Below are 14,119 nucleotides of genomic sequence, written 5' to 3'. Positions count from 1 at the left end.
AAATCATTCCTCCCCTCGCTCAGCAATCTGCTGATCCAGAAGGTCCGCCTTATGCTGGCGGAACATCAAAATAGCGGCAATCGCAACGCAGACGGCAATAACGAGAATCATAATTGTCGCAAGTGCATTGATGTCCGGTCGCAATCCAAGCCGAATGCGTGAAAAAATCAGAATTGGCAAGGTGTTCGCCCCCGGTCCGGTGACGAAACTCGCAATGACCAGATCGTCCAGCGACAGGGTAAATGCCAGCAACCAGCCCGATACCAGCGCCGGTGTAAGTTGCGGTATGGTGATCGCAGTCAACACCTTGAAGGGTTTGGCGCCCAGATCCGCCGCTGCCTCCTCAAGCGATTGCCCCATGCCGGTCAGCCGCGCCTGGATGGTCACAGCCACATAGGCCATTGAAAACGTGATGTGCGCAATGGTGATCGTGGTGAAACCGCGCTCGGCCGGCCAACCGGTCAACTGATTGAGCGAAATAAAGAAAACCAGCAACGAAAGCCCGGTGATTACCTCTGGCATCACCAGCGGTGCCACCAGCATTCCCCCGAAAAGGGTCCGCCCCCGGAACCGGCCAAAGCGCACCATTGCAAGGCCCGCCAGCGTACCGAGCAGTGTCGCAAAGGTCGCGTTCACGACGGCGATCTGAAGGCTGAGCGCAACTGCTCGCCAGACTTCTTCGGACTGGAACAGAACTTCATACCAGCGCAGCGACCAGCCACCCCAAACCGGAACCAGTTTGGAATAGTTGAACGAATAGACCACCAGAAGGATCATTGGCACGTAGAAGAATGCCAAACCGAGGGTGAGCATCACGGTCAGAAAGCCGGATCGTTTTCCGTACATGACTATTGATCCCCCGACGCTTTACCCTGGAAGTGCTGAAACACCATGATTGGCAACACGAGCAGGAACAGCAGAACAATCGCCACTGCTGCCGCCACCGGCCAGTCGCTGTTTCTGGAGAACTCATTAAACAGAACGCGACCGATCATCTGGACGTTCCCGCCTCCCAATAGATCTGGAATGACATATTCGCCAGTGGCGGGAATGAATACCAGCAGGCACCCGGCGACGATGCCAGGTACGGTCAAAGGCAGCGTCACTTTGAAAAACGTGTTGGTCGGCCGCGAACCAAGATCCGCTGCTGCTTCGTTCAGGCTGCCGTCCAGCTTTTCCATATTCGCGTATAGCGGAAGGATCATGAAGGGCATGTAGGTATAGACAATTCCGATATAGACCGCGAACTCGGTGTAGAGCATCCGGATGGGTTCGTCGATCAAACCAAGTGAAATCAGTAGGTTGTTGATCGTTCCCTGATCCGCCAAAAGCCCCATCCACGAATATACGCGCAGCAAGAACGACGTCCAAAACGGCAGGATAATCGTGAACAGAAGTATCGGTTTGGCCACTGGTCCCGAGCGCACGATCGCATAGGCAATCGGATAGCCAAACAATAGGCAGAGAAATGTCGAGGTAATCGAGATCTTGAGCGAATTTACGTAGGTATCGAAGTAAAGGCTGTCTTCCCAAATATAGATGAAATTATCGAAGACCAGCCGGATGGTCATCACCCCGTTGCTTGTCCATTCGATCAGGCTGGTGAACGGAGGACTGGCGATGGCCAGCTCGGCTAGGCTGATCTTGGCAACGATGAAGAACGGTGCGAGGAAGAACAGCAAAAGCCAGAAAAACGGAATGATCGTAACGATCTGGCGCCAGTTGTTCTGCGCCCTGCGCATGGCATGGCGATAAAACGACATCTGCTCGGGGCGCCGCGGCTCAGGCCTATGATCCGAGGCTTCGGTCATGAGTTCAGCAACATGGCACTGGACGGATCCCAGCTGATGTTGACACGATCTTCCCACGTAATGCGATGCGTCCGGTTCATCGGCCGCGCCTGATTGGGCGCTGAAACATCAAAAATCTGCCCGTTCTCGAGCCTGACCTTGTAAATTGAGGTTTCACCGAGATAACCGATATCATCGATCACGCCCGCTGCCTGGTTCTGCCCAGACACCGGATTATCTGATTTTTCGAGGCGGATCTTTTCCGGTCTGAGCGCAACCCAGATCTTGGCCCCAACTTGGACGGAATGGCCGTGATCGATGAACACGTCACAGATCCCGGTCTCGACACGTACATGATCCGCACCGTCTTCGACGACCCGACCCTCGAAAATGTTGGCCGACCCGATGAAGTCGGCGACAAATCTGGATTCCGGGAACTCGTAGATCTCGGTCGGGGTGCCGATTTGTTTGAAGCGCCCTGCATCCATGACTGCCATTCGAGTGGAAAGAGTCATCGCCTCTTCCTGATCATGGGTGACGACAACAAACGTTACGCCCACTTTTTCCTGAATATTCGCCAGTTCGAACTGCGTCTGCTTGCGAAGTTTCTTGTCTAACGCGGCCAGCGGTTCATCCAGCAGCAGCAGCTTCGGGCGCTTCACCAATGCCCGCGCCAAAGCTACACGCTGGCGCTGGCCGCCTGACAATTGCTTGGGCTTGCGTTTCTTGAAGTCCTCCAGCTCGACCAGCTTGAGGATTTCATGCACCCGGTCGGCGATATCCAATTTGGGAACGTTGTCCTGCTCCAGACCGAATGCGACGTTCTTTTCCACAGTCATGTGCGGAAACAGCGCATAGCTTTGAAACATCATGTTTGTCGGGCGCTCATAAGCGGGAACATTCGCCATATCCACGCCATCAATTGTGATCGTGCCGGAGTTTAAATCTTCGAAACCGGCCAGCATCCTAAGAAGAGTGGACTTGCCGCAACCGGAACCGCCCAGAAGACAGAACAGTTCGCCCCGATAGATGTCCAGGTCAACATTATCGACCGCGGTCACCTCACCGTACTTCTTCGTGACCCCCTTGATCTGGATCAGCGGCTTTTGATCTTCGTTCTGCAGCCACGGTGTCTCGCTGACAGGTTCGGAAACGGTCAATTTGGGCCTCGCATTTCGCCTGTAGGTCTTGAATTGGCAGCAGCGATCCTTTCGGAACGCGACTGCCAAGCTTGTCCGAGAGGGTTAGTTTCCGGCCTTGAAGTTGGTCCAGGTCCGGGTCTGCAGACGTTCAACCTTGGGAGGCAGAACTGCAGTCGTGTACATCTTGGCAACCTGGTCGGATGTCGGGAAGGCGGCCGGGCTCGACGTCACTTCCTCGTCGATCATCGGTTTGGCCGTCAGATTGGCAGTCGCATACCACGTGAAGTTGCTGTCATTTGCAGCGACGTCCGGGCGCATCATGTAGTTGAGAAAAAGATGCGCGTCTTCCTTGTTAGCCGCGTCCTGCGGGATCAGCCACCCATCGATCCACAACTGCGCCTTGCGGTCACCTTCGGGCAGGAAGAAGTCAAGAACTACTCCGGTATCGGCCTCGGCCGCGCCGGACATGGCCAGCAGGCCATCCGGCCCCCAGGTCGTCGACACGCAGAATTCCTTTTGCGGCATCCGCTGATAGGCGTAGTTGTCAAAGGTCTTGATGTAGGGGCGGATTGCAGCGAGCATCTCGCCAACTTTGGCGTAATCGTCCGGGTTGGTCGAATTCGGATCAAGCCCCATATGAGCAAGGGCCATCGGAATGATATCTCCCGGAGAATCAAGGAACGACACACCGCACTTGGCCAGTTCTTTCATGTGCATGGGATCAAAAACCATGTCCATCGACCCGATCGGAGCGTCTGGGTAGGTTTCCAGGACCAAGTCCTTGTTGTAGGTCACGCCATGTGTTCCCCACATGTAGGGAATGAAATGCTGGTTTCCCGGATCCCAAACCTGGGCCAACTGCCCCATGATCTCGGGGTCGATGTTCTTCACGTTGTCCAGCTTGGACATGTCCAGCGGCGCAACAATTCCGGCCTTGATCAATCGGGCCGTGTCACTTCCTGCGTGGCTGACGACATCATACCCGCTATTGCCGGCCAACAGCTTTGCGTCGATGGATTCAGCAGAGTCATACGGATCGTAAATGACCTTGATGCCGTACTCGGATTCGAAGTTCGCAATCGTATCCTCGGCAATGTATTCGCCCCAGTTGGTAACCTTCAGCACGCGATCCTGTGCGAAGGCCGTTCCGGATATTGCGGAGGCCGTCACTGCGAGCAGTGATAGCCGCAAGGCTTTCTTCATCGAATTCATAAGCTAACTTCCTCTCCCTGATAGATGGTCTTGGCGGCTTCCGGGCCGCAACTTCTGAACGAGGCTCTCGTGCCGGATCTCTTTGGTGGCCAAGTCATCATGCTGCCTGCGCGCAGGAACACCTTGCTTCGTCACCCCGTCCGACTTCTGAACAATCAGTCAAAACGGTAGGGCCGGGGAAATACTCAAGTCAAGCTAACATTCAAAAATTGATCAAATTCCACTCATCTTCTACCGTCATTGCGAAAAAAGGGCGCAAAACACCCCATCCTCTGGTAGTTCCGTGTCAGACATGAAGCCGCATCAACCACTTTGTTTGACTGTCCATTCAGTCAGAATGGGTTGACGGAAGTGACATTTTGCGGGACATGTGAAGCATCAACGGCAGCGCTGGCCGAAATGTGTGCCACGCATCGAACCCTCTTCGGTCGGACAAAGTGGCCTTGATACCATTGGCAAAAGCAGAAACTCATAAAGCGGACGATCCGGATGCGTGACGAAGCGAGAAACACCGAAGTGCCAATTGATTGGGACCGCCGTGGCTTGCCCGGTTGGTGCTATCACAGCCCCAGTCTTCTGGAGCTGGAGAAAAACGAACTGTTCAAGACCCATTGGCAGATCGCCTGTCATATTTCGGATATCCCCGAAGTCGGTAGCTTCCTGTCTTTTGACTTCTGCGGCGAACGCGCGCTTATCCTGCGGGACAGAGACTCAGAGGTCCGAGCATTCCATAATATCTGCCGTCACCGGGGATCGCGCCTGGTTGCCAAGGAGCAGGGAAAATGCGCCAATGCGCTGGTCTGCCCCTTCCACGGTTGGGTATACAATCTTGACGGAACCCTGAGAGGCGCGGCGCGCCCGGAATCGTTCCCGGATCTCGACAAGAACGCATTTGGCCTCCAGCCGTTGGAAATGGAGATCTGGCACGGGTTCGTTTTCATCCGTATGCGCCCCGGCCCCCAGCCAATGGTTGCGGACCTCCTGGCACCGATTGAAGGCGAAATCGCGGCCTATAACATGGCCGATCATGTCCCGACCGACGGCATGTGGACCGAAGAAAGCCCCGTTAACTGGAAATCCATCCGTGATGTGGACAACGAAGGCTATCACGTAGCCCTCGCACACCCCGCGCTTCAGGATCTGTATGGCTCAACCTATGTCGACGAACCATACGTGGATGGCGTCTCGAAATCAGACGGTCGGTTCACACCGACAAAAGGGCGACGATGGGCTGTTCGCAACTACAAGAAGTTCAGCAAACCGCAACCCCACTTATCCGAGCACCTGCACAAGTCCTGGCTCTATTTCGGGATATTTCCCAACGCAGTCATAGCCACCACACCTGAAACAGTTCTGTTTTATCAGGAGTTCCCGCTTTCGGTCGGAAAGTCCGTGATCCGCAGCGCAACCTATCGCAACCCGAACGAGGACCGGCAGCAACGCGCCGCCCGGTACCTTGCCGCGCGCATCGACCGCGAAACCGTCGAAGAAGACATCCAACTCACGATCTGGTCCAACGAATCTATGGCCTCGGACTCGTTCGAAGGTTTCTACCTCTCCGATCTGGAATACGGGGTTCGGTCTCATCACGATCATCTGCGGCGGATCCTTCCCATCTACAACGTGGAAGACACGCCGAGGGAGGATGAAATCGTCAAACTGAATGCATCCCTGAGCGCTGAAGCTCCAAAGTGACTGTCTCAGATTCAGGCGGATCCGAACTTGAACGGCAACAACGCATCCTGATGTCTGAAACCGGGGTTGCCGGTTCAGGAGCCGCCAGATACGCGGCAGCGATGCACCTATATAACGAAGGCTTGATGTCAGCCCAAGTTCTGGAAATCTATCGCAGATGCAGCAAATTCGACAACGAAGACCCGGTCGATCTTGCGAGATTTGAGGGGTTGGAATTCTCCCTTTCCTTCGACGACGATCAGGAAAAGCAATAGAAATGAGTGCCATTCCAAAAAACCCAGACGTCATAGTTATCGGAGCCGGAGTCGCCGGTCTTGCGGCTGCAAAGGCTCTGCTCGAAGCCCGGATGGAACCCCTTGTTCTGGAGGCTTCGGGCCATATCGGCGGTCGCTGTGTAACCGACAACACCTCATTTTCCGTGCCATTCGATCTTGGTGCATCTTGGCTTCATTCAGCGTCGATCAATCCATTGGCCAGACTGGCGGAAAAGACCGGCGCGAGACTGCACAAAGCCCCCTGGAAGCACACGCGGGTCCACGCCTTGGGCCATAACTTGTCCGAAAAGGAAGTCGCAGACTACCAGCTCTATCAAAGGGAGCTTTGGCGTGCGGTCCGGGCCGCCGGGCAAAATGTGCAAGACGAAACGACGGCTTCTGCCATGCCCGACGGCCCCTTTGTCAGCACGGCATGGCACTCGATACCTCAAATGCTTGGCGCGGATGCTGATCTCACCTCGGCACAAGACGCTTCAAACTATGCGGACAGCGAAGGTGATTGGCTGGTCGAAGGTGGGCTTGGCAACTTCTTGGGCAACCTGCATCGGGACGTTCCTGTTGAACTTAACTGCCCTGTGACCAAGATCGACTATTCGGGGCCCCGTGTAAGGGTTGTTACACCACGCGGTACTGTAGAAGCGCGCAAGCTTGTCCTGACTGTATCAACCGGAGTTCTTGCTGCCGGAAACATCAGATTCACCCCGCAGTTGCCCAATTCGAAACTGGACGCAATCCACATGCTGCCAAATGGTCTGCTCAACAAAATCGGCATCGAATTCCTCCCAACGTGGACTCAGGCTGTTCAGGGGCAGATGGCCGATTATCACAGCGGCGACAATGAATTCTGCTCTTTGCTTTTTGGTTTTTTTGGAACCAGCCTCGCAACCGGGTTCGTTGCCGGAAGGTTTGCTGACGAACTCGAGCAGGCAGGTCCGAATGCCGCCATCGACTATTGTATGGAAGCCCTCCGCTCATTCTTTGGCAACGACATCAACAAATCCATATTGCGGACCGGCCAGACATCATGGCGCAGCAATTCCCATGCATTGGGATCGTACAGTTATGCCAGACCGGGAGGGACCTGGGCGCGGTGCGCTCTTGCAGAACCGATTGGAAACAAGATCATCTTCGCGGGAGAGGCGACGATGTCAAACTCTTATTCGACTGTTCACGGGGCTTACCTGAGCGGCAAAGAAGCTGCATCACAGGTTGTCGGCGAACGCTGCGCACATGAACCGATGGGCTAACTCGTGCTACGACGCCGATACATTTGGAATTCCGAAGGTGGGGGCCGCTTTGCCAGCTTGGGTCCGGTGGGTTGTTTTGAAATGAACGAGGAGCGAAGGGAACAAGGCTCAAGCTACGGTGCCGTTCTTCCCGCCCGCTCTGCAAATCGATGTCGGCTTCGTCAGGACGAAACACAGCAGGGCCTGAGAACGCACAACGTGTGTCGACTAGAACTCGGCATGACATTGAAACATCCAAAAGGATGCAACCGTGCGTGTTGAACTGCCAAATTCCCCGCGTGACGTCTTGGAGATTTCAAGCGCCTGGCTACGTTTTATCGTGAACCTGGTCGTTCGAGCCGCTGAACTCGGAGGGTTCTGGAGATATCCGCTTAGCGGATCGGCCGCTACATCGGAAGAAATGAACGCCAGGGACACTTTGTATTGGATCTACAAGTCCAAGAATCCGATTCTGCGATATGAGAAAGGTATTCCGAGTTCAAATCTGCCGGGCTCCTATCTCGGTAAGCCGAAACTCCCAGCCGGCTTTGAGATGCAAACTTCGGTTTCTTTTGCTGCTGTCGGAGACATTCTGCGGTCCAAGGGTATCGAGCAGTCAAAGAACCTTTTGTACGAACACATCAATGACTTGGTTTTTGGTCAGGATGTCTCTTACGCAAATTTTGAATCACCGGTTACGGAACAGGATCTCGTGGATGAAGTGATCGGCGACAAGGCTCCGCCGGTCGAGTGCTGTTCCAAACCCCAGTTCGACATTCTGAAAGGTCACAAAGGGCGCGTATTCGATGTACTCCACACGGCAAACAACCACATGTACGACATGGGGACCGAAGGCGTCGAAACCACACTGAATGTCCTTCAGAGCGAAGGTATTCTCGACGTCGGAACGAACCGAACCCCTGACACGTATGGGCGCGCAAAGACACTGAGTAAAAATGGCATAAAAATCGGATTTGCCTCAGACTGCTTCGGCTTGAACGGGCGCACACTTCCGGTAGAGGAACGCTACAGGATTCACGTGTCAAAACTCCTCTCAAAGAGATCTGCTCCGGATCTGACTCTGTTGCGCAGGCAAATCGAGGATTGCAAAGCACAGCGCTGCGACTTTGTTGTCGCCTCGGTTCACTGGGGGCACGAGTTCGAGTTCTTTCCAAGATTTGTTCAAGTGGAAGCCGCTCGATCTTTGGCAGAACTGGGGGCGGATTGCGTGATCTGCCACCACCCGCACGTCATTCAGCCAGTCGAAACCTACCAAACAATCAGGGATCCCAACCGAACCGCGGTGATCGCGTACTCTCTGGGCAGTTTGACATGGGGCTTTTCCGCACCTCACATTGCTCTGAGCGCGATCCTGAATCTCGGTCTGGTCAAGGGGCGACTAGACGGCGAGAAAAGGACTTTCATCAACGATGTGCGTGTCACCCCCGTCTTTCGCACCCTCACACAAAATGACGGCATTGACGTGACGCGGATTGAACGGCTGAGCGATCACCTGGCCCCAAACGCCAGCCCGTATTCCCAAGAGTATGTCGCCCGCATCAAAAACTATGCGGACCTCGTTCTCGGTGACGACTGGCCATCCAAACAATGGGTGCTTCCTTCGGAACCTTGAAACCGTGGCGGTTATCACCTGGGAAGGGCATAGCGAGACGAGTCACTTTGAAGCGCGCGCTGCGATTTGGGGCGCCAAGAAAAAAACATCCACGAGGCCTGTGTCCGCGATAGCGCCAAACGAAATCTGAGCGACTTCAAGAAGCCAGCCGAAGATGCAGAAGCGCTTTGGCCTGTCTGACATCGTCAAAAACTATGCAATGGCCAGAGTCGGCCCTTACCTTAAACGCCAATAGGAGTAGCGGTTCTAGTATCGCTCACAGGGACATTCTGAAGCCCGCATGGACCGGAGAAGAAACACAGAATTCAGGACACTTCCGCTTGGTTTTTTCTTGGAACAGACAAAAACCCGAGGACCAAGGCTCCGATACTCACTGCCGCTGTCAGCCACGCCAGACTCTGGAACCCGAAACTGTCGGCGAATGTACCTCCGAGAAAGCCGCCGACGCCGAACGCCATTGCCATGGCGAACATCAGAAGACCTTGCGTCAGGCCCGCGCCGGCGGTTGAGGCGCGGGAGGCCAGTGCAGGTTGGGTCATATCGGCCCAGGCGATGCCCTGCATGAAGACGAGATAGATCCCAAGCGGCAGGAACGATATGACCAAGCCTCCTGCGGCAAACGCCAGAACACTCAGCGCCAGCATCATCATGGACTTCATACCCACCGCCGTTAACCACACTGGTGCCGGGCCTGACTTGCCCATCCACCGGCCGATCAGATCAAGCGTGAGCAGGGTCACAACAGCAGAGATCGAAAGCACCAGCGTCGATTGCTCGGCCGCGACGGAGAACACTTTGTCCAAATAGTTCGGAAACTGCCCGGTAATCACCCCGTGGCCGGTCGAGACCAGGAAGATTGCGATCAGCAGGACACCGAAACGGGAAATGAGCAGACTGGAAACTGAAACCCGTGCCGCAGAGGCTTCGCCTTCATCTGAAGCAGGCGCAGTCTTGATGCGCGCCGCGGCCTTGGCATTGGTCAGAAAGACGATGACAAAAGCGGCCAACCACACCGACCGGCATCACATGAACTTCGCAGTGTCCAGACGACCATACTCCCGGAAATCGAAGCTATTCCCATACCTGACGCAAGCAAACAAAGAACTCACTCTGGCGGCCGCCCGATCTCGCGCAGCCGGTGCATTAGAGCTTCTACATGACCCGGATCTCTGAAGATGCCACTCAGCATGCCCTCAACATCCGCTTCCGGCCATGCCCGCTGAAGCTCTGCCAGCTTTTCTTTGGCCTCGGACTCACGACCCAAAGCCTGCAATCCAGCGGCTTGGTAGGCGAATGAAGGCGCGCTGATCGGATCGCCAAAGTCAGCTGCTTCTTGGAACGCCTTCAGAGATTCCGCGTAGTTGCCCAGGTGATAGCTTGATGCTGCGAAAATATTGCGATTGGCAGAGCGCTGGCTGCCAGCACCTTTACCGATCGCAAGTTGAGACGCTTCTGCGGCCTGTTCAAACTCGCCGGAGAATAAGGAGATCGAGCCGTGAATATCAAGAATGTCGCCATCTTCCGGGGCCAGTTCTGCAGCCCTTCCTGACAAGCGCAATGCCTCATCAAACTCTCTGTTTGCGAACTTCGCCCAGGCGCTGGCTGACTGCGCCCACGGATCTGAGGGTTCTCGCCGTATGGCTTCGCCGGCCATTCTGGAGGCCTCTGAAAGGTAGCTCTGCCTAATCTCACCAGGCGGCGTTACAATTGCCAGCGTCGCAGTGGTCTGGGCGGCTCCAGCATATCCTCCGAAATAGTCCGGATCGAGCTCGATCACGCGCTTGAACACCTCGGCTACAAGCTGCTGTCGGGGCGCATCAAAGATCGGAAAGATCATCATCCGAGCCTGTTCCGCTAAATTCACCGCTTGAAGTGAGGCTGGAGATTTCTCCCGGATTGTCTGACGCTCAAGAACTTTGGAACGATCCGGCCCCGTTGCGACAGGGGGCAGACCCGACTGAATGTTCGTAGAGGAAACCGCAATACCGATGGCGGTTCCGACTGCGAAGGTCAGAACTGGCAAGCCGATTGTCAGAAGTTTACCTGAGGGGGGCGCGCCCGTTTGCGGAACCACTCGCTCGAACCGCGGCCTGTATCCCCCAACGTCCATGAACAATCGAACAGGGTCTTCTGCGCCAACGGACTCATAGTAGTGATCCAGCATTTGCCTCAAGCGCCGCGCGTCTACGCGCACAACGTTTTCCGGATCACTTCCGTCATCGGGGGAACGCCCATAAACATCCTGCGCGATGGTTTTGCCCCGGGTAGTATCACCCCGGCCCGCCAATTCTTCTTCAACAACGTATGCCAGGAAGCCTTGCAAGCGTTCCAGATGACCAAATAATTCGCTCTCACAGACAGCCTGCAAAGCACCCCGCTTTTCGCGATCTGAGATGGGCTTATCTGGCAAAATTGATCCAATCATAATCACTTACAGCGTGGTTGAGAGGGATAATGTCCGGAATGCGAGCGTGAGTCACCCCTGTATCACGGTGATTCCGTTACGCACGCGCCCAAAATGCCCGACCCTACTCCTAGGTCGCGTTTTTGCGCCGTCCGCTTGGTGCCTGCATTTCAGGACAGTCGCGAGATGTCTCGTGCATGGGCATGACAAAGGAGGATTTCATAATGAACGATCGAAGAAAGATGCTCAGGTTATCGGCATACCTGGCAGCAGGTGTTGCATTCGGGATGTGGCTGACCACACCAAGTGGAGGGCAGCTGGTCAACGATCTGATCGGCCCTTCCGCAGCCTTGGCGCAGGAGACAGCGGAGGTCTCTCCGGTCAAGGCGCGCGAGAGGGACACGTATTACCCGAACAGTGAAGACCTCGGCCCTGACGAAATGCGCGTGATCGCTTGCGGCACGGGTATGCCAACAACGCGCGCAGCACAGGCCGCAGCGTGTTTTCTGGTAGAGCTAGGCAATGGCGACAAGTTCCTGTTCGACATCGGCTCCGGTTCCGCCGAGCGGATCTCGTCCCTTCAGATCCCTTACAACTACCTCGACAAGGTTTTCATCGGTCACCTGCACACGGACCATTTCGGCGCCCTGCATGACTTGTTTATCGGCGGTGCCCTGATGGGCCGCAACGTGCCGTTGCGTGTCTGGGGGCCGAGCGGCGCAACGCCTGAGCTTGGCACTGCCTATGCCCTTGACCGGATGCAGGAGATGCTGACATGGGACCTAGCCGGTCGCGCAGGGAATGTGGATTTCCGCGGCTACGTGATGGATGTAACCGAGTTTGACTACAAGCTCGAGAACGAGGTCATCTACGAGGACAACGGTGTCACCATCCGAACCTTCCCGGCGATCCACTCAATCGACGGCTCGATCAGCTACGCGCTGGAGTGGAACGATCTGAAATTCGTCTTCAGCTCGGACACATACCCGAACAAGTGGTTCGTGGAATATGCACGAGACGCAGACCTTGTCGTGCATGAGTGCTTTATCGCTGTGCCGGATCTTGTCAACAAGATGAAGTTCACGCCGGAATCCGCGTTGCAGGTCGGCACTCAGGTCCATACAGCGCCGGAGGCATTCGGCAAGGTGATGAGCGAGATCAAACCGCGCATGGCCGTCGCTTATCACTTCTTCAATGACTTCGACACGGCCACGGCGGTTTATGAGCGCATTCGCTCGACTTATGACGGCCCGCTGTCCTTGTCTCAGGACTTCATGGTCTGGAACGTAACCAAGGACGACATCAAGGTCCGCATGGCGGTTACCGAAGAAGCGACCTGGGCACCGCCACTGGGAGCTCCGGCAGAGCCACCATTGGAGTCAGACAAGACCGCAATGGCAGAAAAGTTGGGCGTTGAAACTATCGCCTTCAGCCCGTTCATCGCAGGTGGTGTGTGGAATGTTGACGACGTTCTGCGCCCAATTTTTGAAGAGGCGAGCGAAGTCTTTGGTCGTGAGTTCCCTTATCCTGAGAATTCGCAGCCTAAATAGGCTAGGTAAAAAAAAACCGGCGGCGATCCAAATGACTTACCTGATCGCCGCCGGCCCTGGCAGTGTCTAATGCCAGAACCCGGGCGTCGCTGTTTTGATATTAGTGGCGCCCGATCCCTACGCGGAAAAGGAAGCGCGACATGGCTTTGTTGCACAAATCCTGTGAGGATGGGACTTCCCCTTTCCCCGGACGGATTTAGCCTACGGCTTCTGTGACGGGAATGCCAAGAGCGGTATAGCGGTTGAGGACTGCGACACGGATTTGGATCTCTGCGACCTGCCGATCAAAGTCTCTCGCCATGAGACTTTGCCCCATCAGCTTCACACAGTGCATCTTGGTCTCGACACGGCTTCTTCGGTGGTATCCGCTCCATTGTCGCCAAATGGCGCGGCCCAAGTATCGTGAGGCGTTAACCGCTTCGTTCCGGGCGATGGCTCCGGCGCTGCTGGGTTTCCACGGCTTGGCGTTCTTACGCGGCGGAATGACAGCGTGGGCATTCCGGGCGGCAATCGCGTCATGGCATTTGCGCGTATCATAGGCCCCGTCGCCGGTTACTGATCCGATGTCCTGGTCGTTGGGGATCTGGTTCAGCAACTCAGGCAACATGGGCGCGTCACCGATGTTGCTGCTGGTAACCTCGACCGCTCGAACCTCCAACGTTTCCTCGTCGATCCCTATGTGTATCTTGCGCCAAATGCGTCGTTTGGGACCGCCATGCTTGCGTGCGTTCCATTCGCCTTCACCTTCAGCTTTGATGCCTGTGCTATCAACCAGAAGGTTCAGCGGGCCGGTACTGCCACGATACGACAGGTCCACGTTCAGCGTCCTCTGGCGGCGGCACAGCGTGCTGAAATCGGGAACTGCCCAGTCCAGCCCGACCAACTGCAACAAGCTTTCCACAAAGCCTGTCGTCTGTCGGAGCGGAAGGCCAAACAGCACCTTGATCGTCAGGCAGGTTTGGATCGCAGCATCACTAAAGCTGTGTCGCCGACCGCGCTTGCCGCTCGGTGGCGGAACCCAGACCATATCAGGGTCAAACCAAATCGACAGCGACCCGCGCCGTCTCAACGCCTCATTGTAAGATGACCAATTCCTGGTCTTGTATTTCGTGGGGGCCCAACTGCTCATGACGCACAGCTATCACGCTGGATTCACACAGTGAATCCCTCAACCGATTTGTGCAACAAAGCC

12 protein-coding genes are annotated in these 14,119 nt (G+C 55.5%); 5 read left to right on the top strand and 7 right to left on the bottom strand.

Going from position 1 to position 14,119, the window contains the following annotated elements:
• Positions 1-3 precede the first annotated feature (3 nt).
• The 4 genes from ACP15U_RS14180 to ACP15U_RS14165 form a co-directional block, all read right to left on the bottom strand.
• Complete coding sequence (locus ACP15U_RS14180; protein WP_425045805.1) at positions 4-846, bottom strand: ABC transporter permease subunit; 843 nt, start codon at positions 844-846, stop codon at positions 4-6.
• Positions 847-848: 2 nt separating this feature from the next.
• The gene (locus ACP15U_RS14175; protein ID WP_425045965.1) at positions 849-1,763 is read right to left on the bottom strand and encodes an ABC transporter permease subunit; all 915 of its coding nucleotides are present in this window, start codon (positions 1,761-1,763) and stop codon (positions 849-851) included.
• Between the two features lie 44 nt (positions 1,764-1,807).
• The gene (locus tag ACP15U_RS14170; protein ID WP_425045804.1) at positions 1,808-2,950 is read right to left on the bottom strand and encodes an ABC transporter ATP-binding protein; all 1,143 of its coding nucleotides are present in this window, start codon (positions 2,948-2,950) and stop codon (positions 1,808-1,810) included.
• Positions 2,951-3,034: 84 nt separating this feature from the next.
• On the bottom strand, positions 3,035-4,144 hold the full coding sequence (locus ACP15U_RS14165) for an extracellular solute-binding protein (RefSeq protein ID WP_425045803.1): 1,110 nt from the start codon (positions 4,142-4,144) through the stop codon (positions 3,035-3,037).
• A 489-nt stretch (positions 4,145-4,633) separates the two neighbouring features.
• On the opposite strand from ACP15U_RS14165, the gene ACP15U_RS14160 reads away from it, so the two are divergent.
• The 4 genes from ACP15U_RS14160 to ACP15U_RS14145 all read left to right on the top strand — a co-directional run bounded on the left by ACP15U_RS14160 (position 4,634) and on the right by ACP15U_RS14145 (position 8,973).
• On the top strand, positions 4,634-5,839 hold the full coding sequence (locus ACP15U_RS14160) for an aromatic ring-hydroxylating oxygenase subunit alpha (RefSeq protein WP_425045802.1): 1,206 nt from the start codon (positions 4,634-4,636) through the stop codon (positions 5,837-5,839).
• Positions 5,836-6,093 carry a hypothetical protein gene (locus tag ACP15U_RS14155; RefSeq protein WP_425045801.1) on the top strand — a complete coding sequence of 86 codons (258 nt, stop codon included), beginning with the start codon at positions 5,836-5,838 and terminating at the stop codon, positions 6,091-6,093. Before ACP15U_RS14160 ends, ACP15U_RS14155 begins: the two co-directional genes overlap by 4 nt.
• A 2-nt stretch (positions 6,094-6,095) precedes the next feature.
• On the top strand, positions 6,096-7,361 hold the full coding sequence (locus tag ACP15U_RS14150) for a flavin monoamine oxidase family protein (protein WP_425045800.1): 1,266 nt from the start codon (positions 6,096-6,098) through the stop codon (positions 7,359-7,361).
• Between the two features lie 250 nt (positions 7,362-7,611).
• On the top strand, positions 7,612-8,973 hold the full coding sequence (locus tag ACP15U_RS14145) for a CapA family protein (protein ID WP_425045799.1): 1,362 nt from the start codon (positions 7,612-7,614) through the stop codon (positions 8,971-8,973).
• A gap of 305 nt (positions 8,974-9,278) precedes the next feature.
• On the opposite strand, the gene ACP15U_RS14140 is transcribed toward ACP15U_RS14145, so the two are convergent.
• Together ACP15U_RS14140 and ACP15U_RS14135 are read right to left on the bottom strand one after the other, a co-directional pair.
• Positions 9,279-9,980: an MFS transporter gene (locus ACP15U_RS14140; RefSeq protein WP_425045798.1), complete on the bottom strand. Its 702-nt coding sequence runs from the start codon at positions 9,978-9,980 to the stop codon at positions 9,279-9,281.
• Positions 9,981-10,078: 98 nt separating this feature from the next.
• Positions 10,079-11,383 (bottom strand): tetratricopeptide repeat protein, encoded by a 1,305-nt coding sequence (locus ACP15U_RS14135; protein WP_425045797.1) that lies wholly within the window; start codon positions 11,381-11,383, stop codon positions 10,079-10,081.
• A 218-nt stretch (positions 11,384-11,601) separates the two neighbouring features.
• On the opposite strand from ACP15U_RS14135, the gene gntH reads away from it, so the two are divergent.
• A complete protein-coding gene (gene gntH / locus ACP15U_RS14130) occupies positions 11,602-12,927 on the top strand; it encodes a guanitoxin biosynthesis MBL fold metallo-hydrolase GntH (protein ID WP_425045796.1) in 1,326 nt (441 codons plus the stop codon).
• Positions 12,928-13,123: 196 nt separating this feature from the next.
• Here the strand turns inward: gntH and ACP15U_RS14125 are convergent, their stop codons facing one another.
• Positions 13,124-14,056 (bottom strand): IS5 family transposase, encoded by a 933-nt coding sequence (locus ACP15U_RS14125; protein WP_425043710.1) that lies wholly within the window; start codon positions 14,054-14,056, stop codon positions 13,124-13,126.
• Positions 14,057-14,119 lie beyond the last annotated feature (63 nt).

It is taken from the genome of Primorskyibacter sp. S87, assembly GCF_049801055.1.
In the GTDB taxonomy this organism is placed as follows: domain Bacteria; phylum Pseudomonadota; class Alphaproteobacteria; order Rhodobacterales; family Rhodobacteraceae; genus JBNAGF01.
The sequence above is the reverse complement of the archived record's forward strand: the minus strand, read 5'-3'. Positions and strand labels throughout refer to the sequence as shown.

What these genes read in the sequence shown, in the direction of transcription:
- ACP15U_RS14180 (WP_425045805.1), bottom strand. Translation starts at nt 846, where the DNA reads ATGTACGGAAAACGATCCGGCTTTCTGACCGTGATGCTCACCCTCGGT.
- ACP15U_RS14175 (WP_425045965.1), bottom strand. Translation starts at nt 1,763, where the DNA reads ATGTCGTTTTATCGCCATGCCATGCGCAGGGCGCAGAACAACTGGCGC.
- ACP15U_RS14165 (WP_425045803.1), bottom strand. Translation starts at nt 4,144, where the DNA reads ATGAATTCGATGAAGAAAGCCTTGCGGCTATCACTGCTCGCAGTGACG.
- ACP15U_RS14160 (WP_425045802.1), top strand. Translation starts at nt 4,634, where the DNA reads ATGCGTGACGAAGCGAGAAACACCGAAGTGCCAATTGATTGGGACCGC.
- ACP15U_RS14150 (WP_425045800.1), top strand. Translation starts at nt 6,096, where the DNA reads ATGAGTGCCATTCCAAAAAACCCAGACGTCATAGTTATCGGAGCCGGA.
- gntH (WP_425045796.1), top strand. Translation starts at nt 11,602, where the DNA reads ATGAACGATCGAAGAAAGATGCTCAGGTTATCGGCATACCTGGCAGCA.
- ACP15U_RS14125 (WP_425043710.1), bottom strand. Translation starts at nt 14,056, where the DNA reads ATGAGCAGTTGGGCCCCCACGAAATACAAGACCAGGAATTGGTCATCT.